The organism is Natrialba swarupiae, assembly GCF_008245225.1.
Classification (GTDB): Archaea; Halobacteriota; Halobacteria; order Halobacteriales; family Natrialbaceae; genus Natrarchaeobius; species Natrarchaeobius swarupiae.
This window is the reverse complement of sequence record NZ_VTAW01000026.1, coordinates 18005-39976: the sequence shown is the minus strand read 5'-3', so window position 1 is coordinate 39976 and position 21972 is coordinate 18005. Positions and strand designations below refer to the sequence as shown.

Sequence of the window (21972 nt, the reverse complement as noted above, 5' to 3'; positions counted from 1 at the left end):
AGCAATCCGTCTCAGTCGTCGGTCGACGTCTCCTCGAGACCAGCGATCTCACGCGCGCTCGGACTCCCGCCGCCGTGGGGAGTGTCCCGGAACCGTATCTGTGCCGCGTGAATCGTCTCCGTCGCGTCGTCGATGACGACCACCTGTCCCGGTTCGGTCGGGAGCCGTTCGTCGAGTGACTCGTTCATGTACGTCGGCTGGGCCGCCTCGAGCGCCTCGAGGTCGGCTTCGGCGGTCAGTCGATGGGAGATCAACACGTCGGACTGGGAGATGGCGGTGTCCGTGACGGCGCTCGGGCGCTGGGTCGCGAAGACGAGGCTGACTCCCGGCGCACGGCCGCGGGTGAGGATCGTGTGGAGCGCCGCTTCGGCGACGCCGTCGAAGAAGGTGTGTGCCTCGTCGATCATCAGCCACGGGAGACGATCGATCGTCTCGTCGATGCGGGCCCGGTAGAGCGCCTCTCCGATACCGCGACAGACGGCGTTCATCGGCGCTGCGTCCAACCCGGAGACGTCGACGACCGTGGCCGCCGTGCTGGCGAGGTCGGCCGCGTCGAGGCCCTCGGGATCGAACACCTCCCACGACTCGGCGAGCGACAGGTGATTGGTCGCCGCACGCGTGTCGGTCGTCGGCGCGTCGATCGCTTCGACCCGTCGGGACATCGCCTCGAGGGTGTCGGCCTCCTGGGCGGCTTGCCAGACGAGTCCGCCGGCACCGCTTTCCGGTGAGAGTCCGAGCAGGGAACACCACGAGCGGGGATCGAGCACGCTCGCTGCGACCGCCGGGCGATCGACGACCTCGATCGGAACCGACTCGCCGTCAGCGGGTTCGGCGAGCGTCGCGAAGACGCCCATCGGGTCGACGATGACGGGTGCGACGCCCGGCGAACGCGCCAGTTCCTCGGCGACGACGCCGAGCGTGAACGACTTTCCGTAGCCGCGTTTTCCGACGATCAACATGGCGTGTGGCCCGTCGAGGTCGACAAACAGCTTCGCACCTTCGCTGCCGTCGAGCGCACGATACCGGCCGAGGTGGCCCGTCTGTGTCGTCTCAGCGTCGGAACCGCGACCGATGACGAAGCTCATAGTTCTGGTTCGGCCACCTTCCTATTTGAGTGTTAGTACAATAGTTTAAGATATGCTTGCTATAAAAGTTTGAACTGGAAAGAGCATCAAGTGGGGTATGGATCGGAATGGCAACCCGAAGACGATCTCTGTCGGGTCTGGCCTGACCCATTCGTTCGCCGACGACGATCGTGCAATCGAGGGATCGCCGATCGGGCTCGTGATCGCGTTAATCATCGGTGTCATGTCGCTTAGGATTATGTTACGGATCCTCGGCGGCGTCGATACGTTCGAAGGCACCACCGAAGTCGACGTGGAGTTCGAAGATAACCAGGTGACATCCTCCGCACCCTGGAGGACACGGCTTCCCGTCCTGCAGATTGGGATATGTGCCTGTCTACGACACGACCTGTTCTCTCGTCCGAAACGCCCCGCTCTCGCGGTCGACCAGGTGTACCGATGGCTGTGTCGTTCGAAAGGCACAGGACGCCTTTCGTGATGACGAGTAATCAGATCTCTCGAACCACCGCGCAGCCGTTACACCCCTCCTCGCCGTGGGGACCCGAGACACTGGCGTTTAGGAAACTGCGGGGAGCGAAACGCGTGGTCACGGTTCGACGGTAGCGACCGTCTCGGTCGCTGACGTGCAGTCTCGGTCAGTCGGACGTGCTTTTGCTCGCCCAATCGCCGTAGAGGTACGACCGCTCGTACCCCGCACCCGTCACGGCGTCGCCGACGACGACCAGCGCCGACGCCCGGTAGCCCGCCTCTTCTACCCGGTCGGCAACGTCACCGATCGTCCCGACGATCACGTCCTCGTCCGGCCAGGAGGCGTGATAGACCACGGCGACCGGTGTCTCCGGATCGTGACCGTCCTTGAGCAGTCGATCCATCGTCTCTCGAACGGCGTGGGTTCCGAGGTAGATGCACGTCGTCACGTCGCCCATGCCGACAAACTCCGAGATGTGGTCTTCCGCCTCGCTCAGCGTCTTCCCCTGTGGACGGGTGAACGCGACGTGGTTTGCGACCTCGTTCAACGTCAACTGCGTTCGCAGGGTCGCACTGGCCGCAAACGCCGACGTGACGCCCGGAACGACGTACGTCGGCACCCCTTCGCTCTCGAGGGCGTCCATCTGCTCGAGGGCCGCCCCGTAGATGGCGGGATCGCCGCTGTGTAAGCGGACGACGCGCTTTCCGTCCTCGTAGGCGTCCCGCATCAGCGGGATTAGCTCCTCGAGATCCTTTCCGACGGAGTTGACGAGTTCCGCGTGGGCGCAGTAGGCCTCGAGTAGTTCGCTATTGACCAGCGACCCCGCGTGGACGACGAGGTCGGCCCCCTCGAGCAGTTCCTTCCCGGCGATGGTAAGCAAGCGCGGATCGCCGGGACCGGCACCGACGAAGGGGACGCCCTCGCCGTCGCCGGCGCTTCGCTCGAAGACGCGGTCGTCGAGTCCGTCACGGCGGCGCTCGCCTCGTGCGTCGATCGCGTCCTGGGGATCGCCATCCCGGTCGGTCATCGTTGGTGCCCTCCGCAGTCGCCGCTCTCACACGCTTCGGCGCGCTCGAGGTCCGCACCGTCGCGTTCGCCGCCGTCGACGATCGGGTCCGACCGACCGCCGTCGGTGGCCGGCTGTCTCTCCCCGCTCGACTCCGGCGTTGCGCTCCCGACTAGCACGTAGACAGGGTTCTCCGAGTCGAAACTCGTCGCACCGGCGAGTTCGTAGCCGCGACTGACCTGGACCTGGAGGACCTCCTCGAGTATGTTGCGCTCGCGAAACGCCGCCGTCGCCCGCCCGGCGACCTCGAGACGCGAGACGTTCATCACGATGCGGTCGATTTCGGTCTCGACGGCGTGATCGAGCACCGCCTCGAAGTTGCGGCTCCCGCCGACGAACAGCGCGTCGGCGTCCGCGGGCAGTCCATCCGGCGCCTCCGCGTTGCGGAGGTCGACCGTCGCCCGTATCGACTCCTCGTTCGCGGCGAGATTCCGTTCAGTCGTCTCGAGGCGTTCCGGCTTTCGCTCGAGTGCGGTGACTCGACCGGCCCGTTGGGCCGCGTCGATGGTGACGGCTCCCGTACAGGAGCCGACCTCCGCGAAGTGGTCGTCGGACTCGAGTGCGAGCTTCGAGCCGACGATCGCCCGGACCTCCGATTTCGTCGGTCCGGCCTTCGCATCGTGTGGCAACGCGTTAGGTGGCATCAGCCGTGGCAACTGCCGCCACTACTAAAACAATTTCGCTGGGAGTAGAACAATACCAGTTGTGATGCGGGTCGTGATAGAGATACGAGCGCATACCCCCGCCTTCCCGTGAGCGACGAGTGTTCCGACACCCTGTCGGAACCGAGGAGCGAACAGCCGGGGGGTGAGCGGACAGCATAGTCTCGGAGCCGTTACATCAGCTATCCCTCTTGTCTCGCACGTTCCTGTAGAATAGTTCCAATAGGCACCTATTCTACTAATTCCAATCAGATACCTTGAATGACATTCGCAGTTCGACTCCCTCCGCTCGCAGTATGTCGCCCATCTCGAACCGGTTCACGCCGGCGAGGTAGCTGTTGACGGCGTCTGCCTCGAGGCCATCCGCTAGTTCTGCGAGTAGCTGGTTCGCCCACGTGGAATCGGTGCTCTCGCCACCGAACGGCGACTCAGCCGAGATTCGGTGTTTGAGATTGAGGTTCGCTGCGCCCCAGTGGCTGTAGTGGAGTGTGTACTGTCCATCGGTCCGTTCATACGCAACGAGTGCGCGATATCCCATCGAGCAATCACCTTGTGGGGCGACCGCAACTGGATCGTCAACACCCCTCCCGGAGGACGAACAACCCTACTCGTCGATCGGTTCGGGGAACAGAGGTCCGCGTGAAGGACTTCGCCGTCGTGAAGAACGTACCGCTTTGTGAGGGCGGGGAACCGACATTTCGTGAACCCGGCTGTCTGGATGTTGAGTTCTTCGTTAGGCTCGAGATAGCCGACGACTGTTCGGAGGAACTCGTGTGTCACAAGGGCTCTGTATCGAGGTCATAGATTAGCTGGCAGTCGCCGACCGCAGAGTCCCTGTCAACCTTCGTGAGGAGCGTGGCTGACCAGCACCTTTCGCGACGGCGGAATTCATGCTCCCCTTCTTTACGAGATCACTGTGACGACCACAGTGTCTTAATGCGTTGCTCTATCGCCGTGAGGACAGTAGAATATACTTCGAGTGGATGGAGTGACGGGAGTTCGAGGTCGGTGATTTCGCTGGCAGACGGTGGCTTGTGGAAGTGCAACCGGGCGTTATGCGTGTTCGGGTGCCGGTCCCAGCGACACTCCCAGCGTTCCCCGTTCTCGTGCTCTTCGACGTAGTGGACCGAGAAATCGCCAGTCGTGAACCACCGAATGTCGAGACGGGTTGCATTCACTGAGTCTGGGTATCGTCTAGCGTCGAGCAGTCCACGGAGCAGTCGAGGTGCGTATGAATCCGGATCGAACGCAGTCTCCGCCACGAGTGAATCCGACGAAAGGTGTCGCTCCAGCAGGCGCAGTGTCTGTCGATCCGGTGGTCCTGTCGAGTGTGGCACCGAATCCTTCGGTGGTTGGCTCATTTACGCCGGAATCAAATGCCCGTCGTTCTGGGAGAGCTGGCGAGCAAGTTCGTACAGCCTGATATCCCGAATCACACCCTGCCACTCGCTGACTGCGGTCATCCGCTCGTGAATAGTGTCGTGACTGTCGTGATCAAACACAGTGACGGCTGTGGGGTCCCTGGTTTCGAACCGGGCTTCGTATTCCGTCCGCTGCGCCTCAAGCGTCTCCACGCGGTCGATGATCTCTTCGAGGGAGAGCTCGGTTGCAATTCGACTGGCTTCCTGCCATTCGAGATACCCCTCATTTCGTTCGTATGTCGCTGGGCGGCTGTCTCTATCGGCTCGAGCGATACCCATCTCTGCTAAGCGATCGAGGTGCTTTTTCGCGGCGTTTGGAGAGCAGTCCGCAAGCTCCGCGATCTCGGTGTACGCAGTCGGGGACGTAATTCCGAGAACGACATCGTAGACACGACCGAACGTATCTGTTCCCGTCTGCCACCGTCTCTGGCTATCGTCGGACTCTGGGGCCGGATCGAACTCGGTCATACCTGGCTGTAGGCGGCCACTCTCAATATATCTTTGGACAATTCATATATGTGTGAGAATACTGAGTTCGGGTCCCTGAAAAGGCAGGTTCAGTGATGCTACTGGGTGGTAAGTCCCGACGCATCGAATACGCGCTTCGTTCAACGTGCCGGTCTCACCGAGAGTCTGCGCGACTTCGTCACCGAGTCCGGTGACCGCCGGCTCTTGGAACTCGCGAGCACCATCGGTGTGCTTTGGGAGTAACACTACGGGCGCGACGGGATACCGCTACCGCCGTGTTTCAATGGCAAGATCCCTTCTAGACCCTCGTGGTAGTCATTCACGGTGGGTTTGACGCACTATTCAGCCGATCCAGGTCATCGTTATCGTACGCCGCTCGCCACATCGAATGGACTGCACGAGTGACGAGTGATACCTCGGTCACGTCGATACAGGACGGTTCGGCGGCCGTCGTGGTTGCGGCCGGTGGGGGATGAAAGTGGGTTTCGGGTGAGTGTGTATTCGGGTGGCGATCGAATCGCCAGTTGACGTCTTCGCTATCGACGTAATGAAACGAGTACATCCCCAGTTCGCTCCACTGGATATCGAGTCTCGCAGCGTCGGCGTCTCCAAGGCCGTCGCTGAGACTGATCTGCAATTCCGTGGGTGCGACGACGTCATCGTACGAGGTTGCGTCGACTACCGGCTCGAGCTCGAGCCAGCGGTCACGAATCCGCTGGAGCGCCGGGAGATAGATCGGTCCGAACTCGCCGGCTCGGTCGTCCTCGCTCATACAGCGAGCTGGTGTCTGGCTTCGTCGTAGGCAAGTGCTGCTTGGGCAACGGCGAGGTTCTGCCGCGTCGTTCGCCATGCGGTGAGGTCGTCCCAGCCCTCCGTCTCGTCGGCGTCGAGCTGCTGGCTGAGCTCTTCGGGTGACACCACGTCGTAGCGATCCTCAAAGCGTCGGATCTCGCCTTTCATTTCCTTGATGCTATCGAGCAACTCCGGTCGATTAACCTCCTCACGAAGTTCGCGGATCCGGGACATCAACACCCGGTCGCTGTTTCGCTTGTACAGCGTTGTTTGGCCGTCCTGCTCCGTCTCGGCGAAGCCCGTGTTCACGAGCGCCTTGCAGTGTCGGCGTGCCGTCGGTTCGCTCACGAGGGCGCGGTCGGCGATCTCGGCTGCCGACTGCCCGTCGTGGGTTTGCTCAACGATTTCGTACACCCGCTCGAATGGCGTGGTCTCGTCTTTCCAGTCCGCTTTGACCTGCTCGTTGATGTTATCCCACGTCTCGGCCATACCGGGTGCTACGGACTCTATGGGCAAATAATTTCCTAAGAAAACTATTTCTTTCTATGTGGTTGTACAGGAGTATTGTCGGGCTCCCTGTTACTCTACAGGCGGTTCAAGGCGAGTGCCTCGGGGCTTGACCCCGAGGAGGTTCACTAAGTTGACATCCTCCCCGCGCTAAACAGTAGACGCCGAACCTAATTCACGACACTGCTGGTGAGGTTGTCTACTGTGAAGGGCGAGGCTTTCGCCTCGAATTTTCCGTAACGACCACCGCACCAACACCGCCGGCGACTGCGAGGACACCGACCATCGTCGCCAACATGACCTCGTTTTCGACGCCGTAGCCAACCACGATCACGCCCACAAGTGCCGAGATCACTCCACCTCCGTACCAGCCACTCGAGTGTTGTGCGCCACGAACTGCTCCCAGGCAACGCTCCCGATCGAGAGTACGAGTCCGACCCAGTATTGTGTCGTCCAGCGACGCGATTCACGCCCACCGTAAACGGTGGGATTCTCTCGCTGTTCAAAGATAGCTGGCCAGCCAACTCGAGGCCGGCAGACGATACTATCACGGCCACAGCGGCGATCGTCAGACCAACTACACCGAGTCTACAGCTCCGGTAGTGTCGTTTCGGAACATCCGCGTCGACATGGGAGCGTTTCTCGGATCGATCGCCGACCGCTATCGACTCATCGATCCGCGTCCCCAGCCTCGTTCTGGGCGACTCGAGTCTCGGCCGCGAGATCCAACTCGAGGTCGCCGTTACGGACGTCGCTTGCGACGTGGATCAGTTCGTTCGTCAACGCGGCGGCGAGGCCGCTTCCGCCTCGGCGGCCGACGTTGGTGATCGCCGGGACGCCGTACTCGTCGCTCACCTCGCGAATCCGTTCCCGACTTTCGGAGGCCTTGACGAAGCCGACCGGCGTGGCGACGACGGCGGCGGGCCTGGTCCCGTTTTCGATGCAATCGGCCAGCGCGAACGCGGCTGTCGGCGCGTTGCCGACCACCGCAATGGCCCCGTCGTAGACGCCTCGCTTGTCGAGTTCGAGCACCGACGCCGCGGTCCGGGTCATCCCCGTCTCTTTCGCGAGTTCGCTTCCGTGGCCGATCGCCTTGCGTCGTTCGCAGTCGTGGCCCCTGCTCGTGACGCCCGCTTTGGCCATCGTGATGTCCGTGACGATGTCGGCGAACTCGAGGACGGCACGTGCGCCTGCCCGAATGGGTGCATCCTCGTCGTTGCCGATCTCGTCCCGGCCGGTGAACTCGAGGAGGTGCTGGAACTCGATGTCGCCCATCGAGTGGACCGACTTCTGGCGGACGCGGTCGGCCAGCGTCTCGTCGGGGACGAACTGGCGGACGATGTCCATGCTCGTCTCGGCGATCTCCATCGCCTCGGTCGTCGTCGCACCGAGGTCGGCGTACTCCTCCTCGATTGCTCCGTTGCTCTCGCTCATCGTCGATCACTCTCCGGGCCGCGACCATCGTCTCTCGGGCGAACACGTTCAGTGGCGACGCGGCCGACGTCAGTCATCGGTCGACACCCCCGCGCCGACGGCGTCGTTAGTCGTCCGCGCTTCGAGGTCGCCTTCGACCTCGAGATTCAGGTCGCGAAGCCGATCGATCGTGGCCTCGTCGGCATCCCAGAGGTCGCGATCGATCGCCTCGAGTAGGGTGTCGGTGATCGACTCGAGCGCCCAGGGATTGACCTCGCGCATCCACGCCTGACGATCCTCGTCGAAGACGAACTTCTCGGCGACTTCTTCCCAGAGCCGGTCGGAGACGACGCCCGTCGTCGCGTCCCAGCCCAGCGTCACGTCGACGGTCGTCGAGAGGTCGCCGGCGCCTTTGTAGCCGTGTTCTTCCATCGACTCGAGCCAGTCCGGATTCAGCACGCGAGCACGCATCGCCTTTCGGACCTTCTCCTCGTTGGTGTAGACGTCCACGTTGTCGGGGTCCGAGGAGTCGCCGACGTAGGAGGCGGGTTCCGCGCCCGAAATCTCGCTCACGGCGGAGATGAAGCCGCCGTGGAAGGCATACCAATCCGAGGAGTCGAACTCGTCCTGTTCCATCGTGTCCTCGATCTTGACGGTCGCGTCGACGCTCGAGAGACGCCGTTCGAAGGATGCGTGGGCGTCCGAGACGCGCCCTCTCGAGCCCATCGCGTAGCCGCCCCACTGGACGTAGACGGAGGCGAGATCCGAGCGATCCTCCCAGTTGCCCTCGTCGACGGCCTTGTTCGTCCCGGCGCCGTAGCCGCCGGGTTTCGTGGTGAAGACGCGGTGTTTCGCGGCTTTGCGGGCGTCGGATTCCTCGAGTCCTTCCTCCTGTAGCTGTTCGGTTTCCTCCTCGACGTGTTTTTTCACGTAGTTCATCTCGTGGGGCTCGTCCAGATCGACGACCGCGTCCACGGCGTCGTGTACCACGCCCGCCGCGGCCGGGAAGGCATCACGGAAGAGCCCGGAGACGCGCGTAGTGACGTCGATCCGGGGTCGGTCGAGTTCCTCGAGCGGGATCGGCTCGACGTCGTCGATCCGGCCTGCATCAGTCCACTGCGGTTCGACGCCCATCATCGCGAGCACCTGCGCGATGGTCTCGCCGCGGGTGCGCACGGTTGGGGTCCCCCAGGCCACGACGCCGATCTCCTCCGGATAGTCGCCGTTTTCACTGTAGTGGCGCTCGAGCACCCCCTCCGCCACCTCCTTCCCGACTTGCCACGCTGGCTTGGCCGGCACCTTCCGCGGGTCCAGCGTGTAGAAGTTCCGCGCCGTGGGTAGCAGGTCGACGCCGCCTCGCGTGGGGGCACCCGATCCTCCGGGCGGCACGTACTCTCCCGAGAGGGCGTCCGCGGTGCGCGGAACCTCGTCCTCGGCCCCCTGGACGCGCGGTTTCGCCTCTTCGCAGATGTACGCGAGGACGTCGCGCAGGTCGTCGTGGGCACCCGATTTGGCTCGCCCGTTGCCGATCGTCTCGAGGTCGACCACGAGCAGGTTCATGTTGACCTCAACGTCAGGTCCGGCTTCGCGTTCCGATTCGGGGACGTCGAAGTCGTGTTCCGCGAGCGTTTCGACCAACTCGAGGCTCGTCTCGTGGACCACATCGGCGGCCTGGGCGTAGGTCATCCCGAGCGCCTCGTCGTACTCGCCGGGTGCGTTCAGCATCGTCTCGTAGTCGACGCCCAACGTGCCGGCGACGCTCTCGCGCAGACTCGGCGCGCCGGGGTTCTCGAGGCGCGTTAGGGCGACGAGGTACTCGACCAGTCGCTCGCCCTCGGGCGGCTCTGACATGGTGTGCAGTCCGAGGCGAATCTGAGTCGTCTTGACGTCCGTGAGGTACCCGTGGATGCGTTCGACGAGAGCGTCGATGTCGAGGTCCGCACCGATCACGTCACCGTCGACCTCTCCCTCGGCGAGCGTGGTGCCGGCCTCGTCGGGGCCGCGAACGTCCGCCTTCTCGTCGATTGTGCCCGAAATGCCGAGTTCGACGGCGAGATCCAGTTCGTCGACTGTTTCCCGAATCAATGTCTCGAGTCCCTCGCCGTCGTCCGCGCGGGCGTCTTCCATCCCGGCTTCCCGGTACTGATTCGCGAGCTCCTCGAGTTCCGCGAGTTCGTCGTACGTTCCCGCCGACCGCATCACGGGCGTCAGGTAATCGACGATGGCGGCGTACGACCGGCGTTTGGCCTGTGTCCCTTCGCCGGGGTTGTTCACGATGTAGGGGTAGACGTTCGGGATGTCGTCGACCAGTTGGTCGGGTGCGCTTTCCCCGTTGAGACCGACCGTCTTGCCGGGGAGCCACTCGAGGCTGCCGTGGGTACCCAGGTGGACGACGGCGTCGGCCTCGAACGTATTCCGGAGCCAGCCGTAGAACGCGTAGTAGTCGTGGGGCGGCTGGAGGTCGGAGTCGTGGTAGACTTTCGAGGGGTCCATCCCGAACCCGCGCGGGGGCTGGACGGTGACGAGGACGTTGCCGAATCGGGTTCCGGGGATCGCGAACGGCCGATCCGGAACCTCGCCCCACTCCCCGACGATATTCTCCTGGAACCGTTCGTCGGCCGCCGAAAACCAGTCCTCGTATTGCGCCGTCGAAACGACGTCGACCGAGAGATCTCGGACGTCCTCGGGAGCGACCCACCGGTCCTCGAGGGTGAGTTGCGAGGTAAGTTTCTCGACGAGGGTCTGTCCGTCTTCCGGCATTTCTCCGCCGAGATCGTACCCACGCGCCTCGAGTTCGGAGAGCAGGTTCACGGTCGACTCAGGGGAGTCGAGCCCGAACGCCGTCCCGATCCCGTCGTCGCTCGGCGGGTAGTTGTGGAGGACGACGGCCACGTTCTTCTCCTCGTTCGGCGTGTGCCGGAGGGTCGCCCAGTTGACCGCAAGCCGGGTGGCGTGGTCGATCCGGTCTGCGATCGGAAAGTGGTGTTTCGGCGCGCTGCCCATGCCGGCCTCGTCGTCCGTTCGCTCTTTACCGGAAACGGGGTGTGTGATGACGTTGCCATCGAACTCCGGTAGCGCCACGGAAAGGGCGAGTTCGAACCCCATCACGCCCGTATCGCTGGCCTCGTAGCGCGACCGGGATCGCATCGTCGTGATCGTCTGGAGCACAGGCACCCCGAGACGATCGAGGAAGACATCCTCCGCGGAGTCGCCCTCCCCGCTGGCCGAGCGACCGCGTTCGTCCATCGAGAGCGAGAACATGAACGAAGAGAGGACGGCGTCGACGATCGGTTCGCCATCGTCGCCGACCAGCCAGTTGTCGGTCACCCACTCGGCGTCCTCTTGCTCCTCTGTGTCCGTGGCGGGGTTGCAGAAGATCGGCAGGGCGTTTGCGCCCTGGTCCTCGAGTGCACGGACCTGTGCGTCGACATACCGGACGTTCTCGTGGGTCCAGTGGGATTCGTAGAACCAGATTGCGACCGTCGGCTTCCCGGGGTCGTGTGTCTCGAGCAGTTCCTCGTACCCGATCCCCGGATAGTCGGGGTGGTAGACGTCCTCCGTCGGCAGGCGTGTGGGGTCGTCGTACGCGTGGTTCTGGCCCGTGTACTCCGCCGCGAGGAATCGACAGCAGTTCTCGACGTTTACCGTCCCGCCGCGCTCGAGGTACTCGTATACCCGATCACGGTGGTCGTCGGCGACCGTCGTGTCCTCGAGGGCGAACGCGTCGCCCGTCGATTTGACGATCAGTGGGACGTTCACCTCGCTTAGTGCCCCGGTCGCGTACTCGTAGCCGGGCATGCTCTCTTCGGCGCCGTGCAGCCAGAAGACTGCCGCGTCGGCGCCGCGCAGTTCCTCGACGAACGCCTCGATCTCGGGTTCGCCGTCCAGATCGCTCTCCGAGCGGACGACCAGTTCGACCTCGTGCAGGCGCTCGGCGGCCTGCCCGATCGAGCCGAGTTCGTTCTCCGTCGCGGTGTAGATCCCGATGCGTGTCATCGAATTTTTAAACCTCTATTGTATTAGCTCAAGTATGGTTGCAGAGCGTGGCGGCAAAAAACTGTCGTCACTCCCCTTTCCCGCCATCGTCGAGCAGGACGAATTAAAACGCGTTCTGCTGTCCGTCGCGGCCAACGACGCCCTCGACGGCGCGCTGATCGTCGGTGAGAAGGGGACCGCGAAGTCGACCGCCGTCCGCGGGCTGGTCGATCTGCTCCCCCAACAACGAGCCGTCGCGGACTGTCCGTACGGCTGCGATCCGGACGACCGCGCCTCGCAGTGTGCATCGTGTCGGAACCGCGATCCGGACGACCTGCCGGTCGAAACCCGTCCCGTTCCGCTCGTTACCCTCCCGCTCGGGGCGACCAGGGATCGGGTCGTCGGCACGCTCTCGGTCAAGGACGCCCTGGCGGGCGAAGCCGAGTTCGATCCGGGTCTTCTCGCTCGAGCCAACCGCGGTATTCTCTACGTCGACGAAGTCAACCTGCTCGAGGACCACCTCGTGGACGTCCTTCTCGATGCGGCAGCGAGCGGCGTCAACACCGTCGAACGCGACGGGGTCAGCGTTTCTCACCCTGCGGAGTTTACCCTGGTCGGTACGATGAACCCCGAGGAGGGCGACCTTCGCCCGCAACTGCGCGATCGGTTCGCCCTCCAGGCCAGCGTGACGGGCTGTCGCGAGATCGACGACCGCGTCGAGGTGATCGACCGCGCACTCGAGGACGGGTCCGGCGACGCCGACCTCCGAGCCGAGTACGCCGACGACGTCGACCGACTCCGGACCGGCCTTCTCGAGGCCCGCGAGCGCCTCCCCCGGGTCGACCTCCCGACCGAGTTCAAACGAGAGATCGCCGACCTCTGTCTCGAGGCCGGCGTCGACGGCCACCGTGGCGACGTCGCGATCGCCAGGACGGCGATGACGCTCGCCACACTCGAGGGCCGGACGACGGTGATCGAACCCGATGTCCACGAGGCCGCGAGCTACGCACTCCCGCATCGTCTGCGAGCGACGCCGTTCGAGGACGAACCCGACCTCGACGACCTGCTCGAGGATCGGTTCGACGAGAGCGCGTCCAACGGGTCCGAAAGACAGGAGACCGAAGCTGAGACGGGTGATGGCGACGAGGACGACGAGATGGGAGACGACTCCGACGAGACGGGCGACGGAACCAGTCGAGATAGTGGCGAGGATACCGCCGGCGACGCCGATTCCGACGGTCGCGACTCGAGCGATTCGGACGGTCGCCCAGGGACCTCCCCCGATCACTCCGACCGTGACTCGGACGGTTCCGACCGCCGATCCGAAACCGCGGATGAACCCGTCGACGAGCCCGAACCGCAGGAAGCCAGCGGTGCCGGGACGTTCGGCGGAGACGACTCGCGTGGGTCCGAATCCGACAATGTCGGTAACGGCGACAGCGACGATGACGACGAATCCGCCGGCGGCGAGGACGGCCGACCACTCGTGCCGGGCCAGCGACGGGGCGAGGTCGCCGGCGTCGGCGAGGCGAGGGCACCCGACCTCGAGACGCCGACCGCGGACAGTCACGACTCACCGGCGACCGGCGGTGATCGGGTGAGTGCGGTCCCTACTGTCGACAACCGCGGCGCGCGCGTCAGGACTGAACCCGCTTCGGAGGGCGATCCGATCGACGCTGCGGCGTCGATTCGTTCGGCCGCCGCTCGAGGGAGATCACAGGTCGAAAAACGGGATCTCAGACGGTCCGTTCGAACCGGCGAGACGTCGACTACGATCGTCTTCGCCGTCGACGCCAGCGCCTCGATGCGCCCGGCGATGCGAGCGGCGAAAGGCGTCGTCCTCGAACTCCTGCATGAGAGCTACGAGCGACGAGACCGGGTCGCGTTCGTGGCCTTCGCGGGCGAGGACGCCGACGTCTTGCTCCCGCCAACGGAGAGCGTGGGGCTCGCGGCGCGACACTTGAAGGACCTACCGTCGGGTGACCGGACGCCGCTTCCGGCCGGACTCGAAACAGCACGAACGGTCGTCGAACGCACGGAGACGGATGCGGCTGTCGTCGTCCTCGTCACCGACGGCCGAGCCACTGTCGCTGACGCCAGCCCCACCGAAACGACCCGCGAGGCCGCGTTCAAACTCGCGAGATCTGTAGAGTCGGTCGTCGTCGTCGACGCAGGGGACGACTCCCGCGTCGATCTCATCCCGATGATCGTCGACGAAACAGACGGTACTCTCGTTGGCTTGTCGGCTCTGACGGCCGAACGGGTTCGATCGGCTGTGGATCGAGCCGTCGGCGATCGATAGTTACTGTCTGTCAGTACCGTCGCTCCTGGGACCCGTTCGTCGGGAGCGGCGGGACACAGGGACAACAATCCGTACGCGTGGTCGGCCACTCAAATGGCTCGCGTCTGTTCGATTAGATCATTCGCGGCCGCCCGCCACCACCGCTAGCGCGTCCCGAAGACGACTGGACAACCGGGGAATACACTTAACCGAGTCGATATTGAAGCCGATACCGAGAACCGAAATGCCCGGCCTCGACGGACCACGCCCGCCGCTTCCCGAGTGGATCCTCGAGTGTTACGAGTATCTGCGGAGCCACGCCGACGAGCGAGCCGATGAGGTGGGTTCCGGTCGGTCGATCGAGTACGAAGCCGCCGTCGATTCGCTGTCCGCGAGCCGCAAGTTGATGCTCGAGCGCGAGGACGCAAAGTACGCACTCGCCAGACTGCTCGAGCGTGGCTACTTCTACGAGGTCGACGACGAACTCCGGGTGACGATGCCGGACCAGGATTGCTGTCGCAACAACTGAGAGGGATCGTTGGATCGTTTGGCCGGTGATCGCAAACCCCGTCCGAGCGATCATCGGTATCGGACGACAACGGTCCGCCTGATCCGGGGTGGGGTGAGCGCCGCTTCGAGCGTCTCGACCGTTTCACGTCGAAAACCAGGTCGTAAGCACCGCTCACCGACGTTCGATGGCTGAACCAAACGTTATACGTAGTTTCCCGTTCTACAATCGCTGTGAAGCGTTCGTTGTCTCTCGTCGTCGTGAGCGCCGTCCTCGTCGTCGCAGCGGTCGCGGTTGGGCTGTTCGTGGTCGATGTCGAATCCACCGATCCCGAGCCCGCCATCTTCGACGACACCGTCTCGATGGGACTTGCCCTGGCAGACGAGCGCGCCCTCGAGCAGGAGGTCGAACTTCCGAAGGCCCAGGTGTTTTACTCCCAGTACGAGTACGTCGTCGGCTACTACGGCGTCGAGACTTTCGTCGAGGCCCAGCGGTCGCCGGGACACACCCAACGTTTTGGCTATCCACTGACGGTCTATGTCAGCGATTACTCGTCGACCGATATCGAACTCGACGAGGCGGGGCAGCCGACGGTCGACCGCCAGCCGGCCTGGCACGACGCCGAGGACGCCTGGTACGTCTACGGGAGCGATGCCGTCGCACCCGGCGGCGAGACCGTCGTCCCGTTCTCCGAGCGCGATGACGCCGAAGCGTTCGCCGACAACCACGACGGCACCGTGTTGACGTGGGAGGCCCTCCTCGAGGCCGAGTTCGGGGCCGACGAGGCGACGGCGGTTCGCGATCGCGTCGACGATCAACACCGCGACGCGGACCAGCGAGTCGAGGACGCCGCCGTCCTCCGGGATCGCCCGACCTCGACCGTCGTTGGCGAGGACACCGACACCGTTCAGGCGGCAATCGACGAGGCGCCGGCGAACACGACAGTCCTCGTCCCCGACGGAACGTACGAGGAACGCCTCGAGATCGATCGCCCGCTCACCCTCGTCGGTGAGGGCAACGTGACGATCGATGGCGGCGGGAACGGAACGGTGATTACGTCGACCGCCGAGGGGACCGCAATCGTCGGCCTCGAGATCGTCGGCTCCGGCTCCGAACGACTCGGAACGGGCGACCTTCCCGGCGACGACGAGGCGGGCGACGAGTGGGACGAGACGTTCGAGGGGAACTACGCGGGTGGTGACGCCGGTATCGGCTTGCACACCGCTCCCGGATCGCTGGTCGAAGACGTCACGGTCGACTCCTCGGCCAGCGGAATCATCCTTCGGCGAAGCGGCGACTCGGTCGTCCGAAACGTGACCGTCTCCAGTCCGGAGAGCCCGGAGGATGGTCACGCGGGGATCCTCTCGTTTCGTTCACCGCTCGTCGTCGAGCAGTCGACGGTGTACGACGGACAGGACGCCATCTACACCCACCGCTCTCACGACTCCGTCGTCAGGGACAACCGCATCGAGGGGAACCGGCTGGGAATTCACCTGATGCACACGTCGGATTCGCTCCTTGCGGACAATCAGCTGTCGAACCAATCGAATACGGGGATCTACATCATGACCGGTCCCGAGCGAAACGCCGTCGTCGACAACGAGATTCGCAACGCCGACGACTTTGCGCTGTTCCCCAGCGGGAGTTCCTCGTACGTCGCGGGGAACGTTCTCGCTGACAGCCAGGTCGGACTGCGCGTCGACGCGACTGACACACTCTACGAGCGAAACGTCATCGCCGACAACGAAATCGGGGCCCAGACGCGGGCGATGTTGCCCACGAACCAGGTCGTCGGAAACGATTTCGTCGACAACGATGTTCACGCTGAAGCCGGCACCGGCCCGCTCCGAATCTGGAGCGACGGCACGGGGAACTACTGGCAAGGTGTGACGAGTCTCGCCGGCGAGCGCGGTCCCGGCGGGACCGTCGATCGAGCCTACTCGCCGACGGCCCCCGTCGACCAGCGACTCCACCGCGTCGACGGCACGCCGACGCTGTCACGCGCGCCGGGACTCGAGGCCCTGTCCGGACTTCAGGGCACGGTTCCCGGGATGCGAACCGGCAGCATCGTCGACCTGGCACCGACCTGCGAACCGAACAACCCGGACTTACTCGAGGGAACCGAGTGGGAGGATCGAGCGTGGTCCTGTGACCGGGCGACGACGCTCCACGATTCGCCATGAGCGAGGATACGCCGAGTTCAGACGGAACGGACCGACCGGCCACGGAAACCGAGACGACGGAGACGGAGACGGAGACGGAGACGGAGACGGAGACGCAACTGGGGGCGGAGTCGGCCCCGGATCGAAACCCGAGCGCGAATCCGAATATGAGCACGAACACACCCACCACACCGAGTACGGACGCGGAATCGAAATCGAGCGACGCCGAGACGACGCAGTCGGACGACGTGTCGGATCGACCGGCCGTCCTCGAGGCCGACGACATCGATCACGCCTACGGAACGGTCTCGGTCCTCGAGAACGTCTCGACGACCGTCGACGCCGGGGCCGTCACGGCGCTGATCGGCCCGAACGGTTCCGGGAAGACGACCCTGCTTCGGGTGCTCGCCGGCCTGCTCGAGCCGACCGCGGGCTCGGTTATCTACCGCGGCGACGCGGCCGCCCGCCGAATCGGCTACCTCCCACAACAGCCCGCGTTCCGACCCGGGTTCACCGTGCTCGAGACGCTGCGCTTTTACTCGTCGCTGGTCGGCGCGGACGAGGCCGAAACTGACGCCGTGGATCGACTCGAGACCGTTGGCCTCGCCGACGCTGCCGACCGTCCCGTCGAGGCGCTGTCGGGCGGGATGACCCGACTGGTGGGGATCGCCCAGGCGACGATCGGCGATCCGCCGGTGGTCGTCCTCGACGAACCCGCAAGCGGCCTCGACCCCGGGATGAGCAGGCACGTCTTCGAGATCGCGTCCGAACTGGCCGCCGAGGGGACGGCCGTTCTGTTGAGTTCCCACGATCTGGCGCTGGTCGATCGCACCGCCGACGAGGTCGCGGTGCTCGACGAGGGGCGGATCGTCCGCCAGGGGCCGCCAGCCACAATGCGGGCGACGCTCGAGGTCGACTCGTTGCGGGCGGTCTACGAGGAGTCGGTCGCGGCCGACGCGGGCACCGTCCGGGTACAGGGGGTGACCGACGAATGACCGATCAGGCTAATCTCGAGTCCGATGCTGGTGCCGATACCGGCGGCGAGGTCGAGGCACCGATGCAGGCACGAACGCCTGGGACCGCACACCTCCTGTGGACGATCGTCGGCCGCGAACTCCGCACCGTAAGCCGGACGCGAACGTTCTACCTGCTGGCGGCGGCACTCGCGGCGGTCGTCCTCGGGATCACCTGGATCGGCGGCGGCTACACTGCGGGCTATCTCCCGACGGCGGTCGACCTGCTGACGCCGCTCGAGTTGCTCGTGCCGATCGTCGCCGTCGCCTTCGGCTACCGGGCGATCCTCGCCGACGAGCAGCGAGGGGAACTCGACGTCCTCGAGACGTATCCCGTCTCGCCCCGGGAGATCGTTCTCGGCGTCTACGCGGGCCGAGCCGTGGGACTTGCAGCCGCAATCGCGCTTCCACTTGCGGTGGCTGCGGTCGCGATCGCCCTCACGGGCGACGACACCGTCGCGATCTACGCGACACACGCCGGTGCCGACTCGCCGGTGCTGTTCGCCCGGTTTCTCGTCCTGACGGTGCTGTTCGGACTGGTCGTCCTCGCCGTCGCGATCGCGATTTCGTCGCTGGTTAGCGCTACTCGCAGCGCACTGGGGCTCTCCGTCGTCGCCCTCGTCGCGTTGCTCGTCGGGTTCGATCTCGCCATCGTCTACGGACTCGCCGAGGGCATACTCGGCGACGCCGACCTGCTGTACTCGCTGGCGATCAGCCCGCTGAGCGCCTATCGCGGGCTCGTCCTCGAGACGACGGTCGTCGTCGCGACGGGAACGGGGCCGCAGGTGGCGTCGCCGCTTGCGAGTCTCGCCGGGCTGGCCGCGTGGACGGTCGGTTCGCTCGCGGTCGCGATCTGGGGCGTTCGGCGATAGCCGGCCAGGCGTCGGGCGGTTGTCGACCAGTTGTCCGGCGGTAGTCGACTGGTAGACGGCTCACCCTCGAGTCAGATCCGGGCGGCCGCGACTGACGACCGGCCGCTGTAGATACGTAGGAAACTACCACGTCGAGACGGTGCGATACCGACCGAAACTCAGCCCATCAGGGACATGACCAGTTCGGAGGTCACGTCCTCGTGTTCGTACAGGTCGCCGCCGTACTCGGTCTGGAACTCCTCGGCCTCGTCGGCGTCGCCGAACCCGATCATCGACGGTCCCATGGCTCCCTGGACATCGCTATCGACGACCAGCGTGAGGCCCTCGACGCCCGCGAACGCGTCTGCCTCGAGGTGGCTGCTGATCTCTTCGATGTCGTCGTCGAGTTCGATGTCGTAGTCGACGATCGAGTAATCGGTCAGGTACGTCGCAGTCGGGTCGTGACCGGCGTTTTCCTGTTCGAACGTGTGGCTGTAGGTGCAGGTCGAACTACAGAACTGGGCCGGTCGATCTTCGCCGACGACGTCGTCGGGATCGTCGTAGTGGGTCTGTCCGACCGGGCCGGGATGTTGCCCGATCTGCATCGTACACTGATCGCAGGCCTGATCGGCGTCGATCGTGATCGGATCGGGTGCGTCCTCGTCGTCCTCGCCGAGACAACCGGCGAGCGCGGCGACGCCGACGCCGGCCGCACCGACGAGCACCGTGCGACGAGTGAGGGTCTCTCCGGCACCGGCGACGATTCCGCCCCGACTTTCCGTATGTGTCTGCTCGTCCATATCGGCCCTACGCTCTCGACGGATAAGTTCCGTCTGGTACACGCTCCGAATCGGAGCAGTTCCATCCGTCGGATCGGTGGATTTCACGGCCCGTTTTCGACAGACACACCAGACGCTACTTGCCGATCCGATGGCAAGGTACTTCTAATGCACCGCCGCCGCGCGTTGAGCCTCGGAGCGACGGCCGGTCTGACGGCTACCGCCGGCTGTCTGACCGGTCTGTTAGACGACGATTCGGCTGACCACGCCGTTCTCGAGCCACCGGAAGAGGGCGTTCATGGAGACACCTCGTATCCGACCTACGGCGAGCCGTTACCGACGTTCGAACTCGAGGATCCGATCGCCGAGACGTCCGTCGACGTGGACGCTCTCGACGACGCACTCGTCGTGACCGCCTTCTTCGCGTCCTGTCCAGCGGAGTGTATCCCGCTGATGAACTCGATATCCAGGGTTCAGTCGATTGCCGCCGACCGTGGATTCGAGGACGAGACCCGGATCCTCGCGGTGACGTTCGATCCCGAACGAGACACCGCCGACGCGCTTCGAGAGCACGCCGACATGCTCGACATCGACTACGAGGCGGACAACTGGCACTACCTCCGTCCCGAGGACGACGAGACGGCCACGGCCGTCGTCTACGAGGATCTCGGCATTCCGTTCGAGCGCGAGGAGCTCGGCGACGAGTACGATTTCATACACATCACGGTCACGTTCCTCGTCAATCCCGACGGCTACGTCGAACGGGCCTACCGGGGAGAAGACCCCGACCCGGTACAGATCGCAGACGACCTCGAGGGCGTGCTCGACGGTCTCGAGTGACCGATGGTGGGGTTCGGTCTCGCGTTCGAACTGGCGTCGTCTTCACCGCGGATCTCGCAGGTCGTCCTCCAGCAGTGTTACGATCCGGCGCTCGATCCGACGGCGATCGAACCGGTCAGTCTCGTCGTCTTCGCACTGATCGGACTTCTGGGTGGCGCACACTGTCTGGGAATGTGTGGTCCGCTGGTGACGGCGTACTCGGATCGGTTGCGTGCCCAGAACGACGGACCATCGGCTCGCACCGAACTGACGGTGGGCATGGTCAAACAGCACGCGCTGTTCAACCTCGGTCGGACGGTCAGCTACGCACTCATCGGCGGGCTGTTCGGCCTCGCGGGGTCGCTGGTCTTCGTCTCCCCGCAGGCGGTGACGGCCGTCGCGACCGACGTTCACGCGATCGCCGGCATCGTCGTCGGTGCCCTCATCGTCGCGATGGGGCTTCACTACCTCGCCGGACGGGGTGTCGTCGGTGGCTCGATCGATCTACCGCTCGTTCAGCCGCTCCTCCAGCGGGTTCACGACGGCCTTCGCTCGCGAATCGACAGCTGGGTCGGCGATAGTCGGATCGCCGGGCTCGGCGCAGTACACGGCTTGCTCCCCTGTCCGTTGCTGTACCCAGCGTTTCTCTACGCGTTCGTGCAAGGATCCCCGTCGGGTGGGCTCCTCGCACTGGCCGCACTCGGGCTCGGGACCGTCCCGGCGATGTTTCTGTACGCCACCGTGTTCCAGTCGCTCAGCCTCGAGACGAGGATGAAACTGCATCGGGTGCTCGGCGTCGCGTTCGTCCTGCTCGGATACATTCCGCTGCAACACGGCCTCGCGACGCTCGGCGTTCCCCTCCCGCACGTGCCGCTGCCGTACTACCAGCCGCTGTAAATCGCCCCAGAACGGATTCCCGGGACGCCGGCCGAACACCCGATCCGTCTCACTACGGAAGTCTCGCGCTCCGGTAGAGCCGCGCCACGTCTTCGTCAACCTCGGCGAACGTGATGACGTCGTCCGCCCCGAGGTCGTCGTACTGGTCGACGTACTCGAGTGCCGCCGCTTCGTCCTCGTAGACGCGGGGGTCGATGCCCATCGGGTCGTCGACCCGCATCTCGTCGTGCTCGAGCGCGTAGAAGGCCTCGAAGCCGTCGATCAGCTCGCCGGTCTCGAAGTCGGTCACCCAGACGCCGGCGATGTCGCTGTCGGGGCCATCGAAGTGACCGGGGGCAACGGCGTACGCGAACAGACAGCCGGGGCTACAGAACATCATGCCGTCGCCGTTCTCGTGGGCCAGCTGTGCGTTTCGATCGGAGTAGTCGGTCACGGCCATCGAACAGACGCCACACATGTGCTCGCCCGCAAACGTTTTGGGGCCGTCGCCGGAGTGGTCGACGAGAAAGGGAGAGGGCTCGCCGCCGTCGTCGGGGTCCACGACGTCACCCTCTCCGTCTTCGCCGTCGCTGCCGACGCAGCCGGCGACGCCGACGAGCGTTCCGGCGCCGACCGCGCTGAGCACGCGGCGTCGACGCCACCGCGCGGACGGGGTTCGGTCTGCCATTACCGACACAAGGGTCCCCCGGCGTAAAACCACCACGGTCGAACGCCACGAAGCGACGAATTCGAACGCTCGAGGGGCTCGATCGTTCGATAGTCGTACCAGACTACCTATTGTGTCGGTCCACCCAGATGGAGACG

At 64.6% G+C, this 21972-nt stretch carries 19 protein-coding genes and 1 pseudogene; 7 read left to right on the top strand and 13 right to left on the bottom strand.

Translation table 11 applies throughout. From position 1 onward, the window contains the following. Nucleotides 1-11: 11 nt before the first annotated feature. The 11 genes and pseudogenes from FYC77_RS16240 to FYC77_RS16195 form a co-directional block, all read right to left on the bottom strand. Nucleotides 12-1085 carry an ATP-binding protein gene (locus FYC77_RS16240; protein WP_149082543.1) on the bottom strand — a complete coding sequence of 358 codons (1074 nt, stop codon included), beginning with the start codon at nt 1083-1085 and terminating at the stop codon, nt 12-14. 635 nt (nt 1086-1720) lie between these two features. Beyond that, entirely contained in the window at nt 1721-2581 is an 861-nt protein-coding gene (locus FYC77_RS16235) for a cobalt-precorrin-4/precorrin-4 C(11)-methyltransferase (RefSeq protein WP_149082542.1), read from the bottom strand. Continuing rightward, nucleotides 2578-3264 carry a precorrin-6Y C5,15-methyltransferase (decarboxylating) subunit CbiT gene (gene cbiT, locus FYC77_RS16230; RefSeq protein WP_149082541.1) on the bottom strand — a complete coding sequence of 229 codons (687 nt, stop codon included), beginning with the start codon at nt 3262-3264 and terminating at the stop codon, nt 2578-2580. The genes FYC77_RS16235 and cbiT overlap by 4 nt, the downstream gene beginning before the upstream one ends. A gap of 331 nt (nt 3265-3595) precedes the next feature. Further along, a pseudogene (locus tag FYC77_RS16225) lies at nt 3596-3820 on the bottom strand (DUF6735 family protein); the annotation flags it as partial. A 373-nt stretch (nt 3821-4193) separates the two neighbouring features. After that, a complete protein-coding gene (locus FYC77_RS21080) occupies nt 4194-4643 on the bottom strand; it encodes a hypothetical protein (protein ID WP_149082540.1) in 450 nt (149 codons plus the stop codon). Further along, nucleotides 4644-5171: a DUF7342 family protein gene (locus FYC77_RS16215; RefSeq protein ID WP_149082539.1), complete on the bottom strand. Its 528-nt coding sequence runs from the start codon at nt 5169-5171 to the stop codon at nt 4644-4646. A gap of 319 nt (nt 5172-5490) precedes the next feature. Beyond that, nucleotides 5491-5943 carry a hypothetical protein gene (locus FYC77_RS16210; protein ID WP_149082538.1) on the bottom strand — a complete coding sequence of 151 codons (453 nt, stop codon included), beginning with the start codon at nt 5941-5943 and terminating at the stop codon, nt 5491-5493. After that, nucleotides 5940-6452: a winged helix-turn-helix domain-containing protein gene (locus tag FYC77_RS16205; protein ID WP_149082537.1), complete on the bottom strand. Its 513-nt coding sequence runs from the start codon at nt 6450-6452 to the stop codon at nt 5940-5942. Before FYC77_RS16205 ends, FYC77_RS16210 begins: the two co-directional genes overlap by 4 nt. A gap of 217 nt (nt 6453-6669) precedes the next feature. Continuing rightward, nucleotides 6670-6825, bottom strand: a complete 156-nt coding sequence (locus tag FYC77_RS20215; protein WP_162354548.1) for a hypothetical protein — start codon at nt 6823-6825, stop codon at nt 6670-6672. A 314-nt stretch (nt 6826-7139) separates the two neighbouring features. Further along, nucleotides 7140-7904 (bottom strand): precorrin-8X methylmutase, encoded by a 765-nt coding sequence (locus FYC77_RS16200; protein WP_149082536.1) that lies wholly within the window; start codon nt 7902-7904, stop codon nt 7140-7142. A 69-nt stretch (nt 7905-7973) separates the two neighbouring features. Beyond that, a complete protein-coding gene (locus FYC77_RS16195) occupies nt 7974-11879 on the bottom strand; it encodes a cobaltochelatase subunit CobN (RefSeq protein WP_149082535.1) in 3906 nt (1301 codons plus the stop codon). A 34-nt stretch (nt 11880-11913) separates the two neighbouring features. On the opposite strand from FYC77_RS16195, the gene FYC77_RS16190 reads away from it, so the two are divergent. The 5 genes from FYC77_RS16190 (at nt 11914) to FYC77_RS16170 (ending at nt 18694) form a co-directional block, all read left to right on the top strand. Beyond that, entirely contained in the window at nt 11914-14160 is a 2247-nt protein-coding gene (locus FYC77_RS16190; RefSeq protein WP_149082534.1) for a VWA domain-containing protein, read from the top strand. 223 nt (nt 14161-14383) lie between these two features. Next, nucleotides 14384-14668, top strand: coding sequence for a hypothetical protein (locus FYC77_RS16185; RefSeq protein WP_149082533.1), 285 nt, complete (start codon nt 14384-14386; stop codon nt 14666-14668). A 341-nt stretch (nt 14669-15009) separates the two neighbouring features. Continuing rightward, on the top strand, nt 15010-16830 hold the full coding sequence (locus FYC77_RS16180) for a NosD domain-containing protein (RefSeq protein WP_238387008.1): 1821 nt from the start codon (nt 15010-15012) through the stop codon (nt 16828-16830). Nucleotides 16831-16976: 146 nt separating this feature from the next. Beyond that, nucleotides 16977-17804 (top strand): ABC transporter ATP-binding protein, encoded by an 828-nt coding sequence (locus tag FYC77_RS16175; RefSeq protein ID WP_149082556.1) that lies wholly within the window; start codon nt 16977-16979, stop codon nt 17802-17804. Beyond that, nucleotides 17801-18694 carry an ABC transporter permease gene (locus FYC77_RS16170; RefSeq protein ID WP_202911857.1) on the top strand — a complete coding sequence of 298 codons (894 nt, stop codon included), beginning with the start codon at nt 17801-17803 and terminating at the stop codon, nt 18692-18694. The genes FYC77_RS16175 and FYC77_RS16170 overlap by 4 nt, the downstream gene beginning before the upstream one ends. 158 nt (nt 18695-18852) lie before the next feature. On the opposite strand, the gene FYC77_RS16165 is transcribed toward FYC77_RS16170, so the two are convergent. After that, on the bottom strand, nt 18853-19473 hold the full coding sequence (locus tag FYC77_RS16165) for a nitrous oxide reductase accessory protein NosL (RefSeq protein WP_149082531.1): 621 nt from the start codon (nt 19471-19473) through the stop codon (nt 18853-18855). 147 nt (nt 19474-19620) lie between these two features. On the opposite strand from FYC77_RS16165, the gene FYC77_RS16160 reads away from it, so the two are divergent. Together FYC77_RS16160 and FYC77_RS16155 are read left to right on the top strand one after the other, a co-directional pair. Then, nucleotides 19621-20292, top strand: a complete 672-nt coding sequence (locus tag FYC77_RS16160) for an SCO family protein (protein ID WP_149082530.1) — start codon at nt 19621-19623, stop codon at nt 20290-20292. Between the two features lie 3 nt (nt 20293-20295). Continuing rightward, nucleotides 20296-21168: a sulfite exporter TauE/SafE family protein gene (locus tag FYC77_RS16155; RefSeq protein WP_149082529.1), complete on the top strand. Its 873-nt coding sequence runs from the start codon at nt 20296-20298 to the stop codon at nt 21166-21168. Nucleotides 21169-21220: 52 nt separating this feature from the next. Here FYC77_RS16155 and FYC77_RS16150 read toward each other — a convergent pair whose 3' ends face one another. Further along, complete coding sequence (locus FYC77_RS16150) at nt 21221-21835, bottom strand: nitrous oxide reductase accessory protein NosL (RefSeq protein WP_149082528.1); 615 nt, start codon at nt 21833-21835, stop codon at nt 21221-21223. Between the last annotated feature and the right edge of the window lie 137 nt (nt 21836-21972).

What these genes read in the sequence shown, in the direction of transcription:
- FYC77_RS16180 (WP_238387008.1), top strand. Translation starts at nt 15,010, where the DNA reads ATGGGACTTGCCCTGGCAGACGAGCGCGCCCTCGAGCAGGAGGTCGAA.
- cbiT (WP_149082541.1), bottom strand. Translation starts at nt 3,264, where the DNA reads ATGCCACCTAACGCGTTGCCACACGATGCGAAGGCCGGACCGACGAAA.
- FYC77_RS16160 (WP_149082530.1), top strand. Translation starts at nt 19,621, where the DNA reads ATGCACCGCCGCCGCGCGTTGAGCCTCGGAGCGACGGCCGGTCTGACG.
- FYC77_RS16150 (WP_149082528.1), bottom strand. Translation starts at nt 21,835, where the DNA reads ATGGCAGACCGAACCCCGTCCGCGCGGTGGCGTCGACGCCGCGTGCTC.
- FYC77_RS16240 (WP_149082543.1), bottom strand. Translation starts at nt 1,085, where the DNA reads ATGAGCTTCGTCATCGGTCGCGGTTCCGACGCTGAGACGACACAGACG.
- FYC77_RS16185 (WP_149082533.1), top strand. Translation starts at nt 14,384, where the DNA reads ATGCCCGGCCTCGACGGACCACGCCCGCCGCTTCCCGAGTGGATCCTC.
- FYC77_RS16175 (WP_149082556.1), top strand. Translation starts at nt 16,977, where the DNA reads ATGAGCACGAACACACCCACCACACCGAGTACGGACGCGGAATCGAAA.
- FYC77_RS16235 (WP_149082542.1), bottom strand. Translation starts at nt 2,581, where the DNA reads ATGACCGACCGGGATGGCGATCCCCAGGACGCGATCGACGCACGAGGC.
- FYC77_RS16170 (WP_202911857.1), top strand. Translation starts at nt 17,801, where the DNA reads ATGACCGATCAGGCTAATCTCGAGTCCGATGCTGGTGCCGATACCGGC.
- FYC77_RS16155 (WP_149082529.1), top strand. Translation starts at nt 20,296, where the DNA reads ATGGTGGGGTTCGGTCTCGCGTTCGAACTGGCGTCGTCTTCACCGCGG.
- FYC77_RS16195 (WP_149082535.1), bottom strand. Translation starts at nt 11,879, where the DNA reads ATGACACGCATCGGGATCTACACCGCGACGGAGAACGAACTCGGCTCG.
- FYC77_RS16205 (WP_149082537.1), bottom strand. Translation starts at nt 6,452, where the DNA reads ATGGCCGAGACGTGGGATAACATCAACGAGCAGGTCAAAGCGGACTGG.
- FYC77_RS16165 (WP_149082531.1), bottom strand. Translation starts at nt 19,473, where the DNA reads ATGGACGAGCAGACACATACGGAAAGTCGGGGCGGAATCGTCGCCGGT.
- FYC77_RS16190 (WP_149082534.1), top strand. Translation starts at nt 11,914, where the DNA reads ATGGTTGCAGAGCGTGGCGGCAAAAAACTGTCGTCACTCCCCTTTCCC.
- FYC77_RS16215 (WP_149082539.1), bottom strand. Translation starts at nt 5,171, where the DNA reads ATGACCGAGTTCGATCCGGCCCCAGAGTCCGACGATAGCCAGAGACGG.
- FYC77_RS16200 (WP_149082536.1), bottom strand. Translation starts at nt 7,904, where the DNA reads ATGAGCGAGAGCAACGGAGCAATCGAGGAGGAGTACGCCGACCTCGGT.
- FYC77_RS21080 (WP_149082540.1), bottom strand. Translation starts at nt 4,643, where the DNA reads ATGAGCCAACCACCGAAGGATTCGGTGCCACACTCGACAGGACCACCG.
- FYC77_RS16210 (WP_149082538.1), bottom strand. Translation starts at nt 5,943, where the DNA reads ATGAGCGAGGACGACCGAGCCGGCGAGTTCGGACCGATCTATCTCCCG.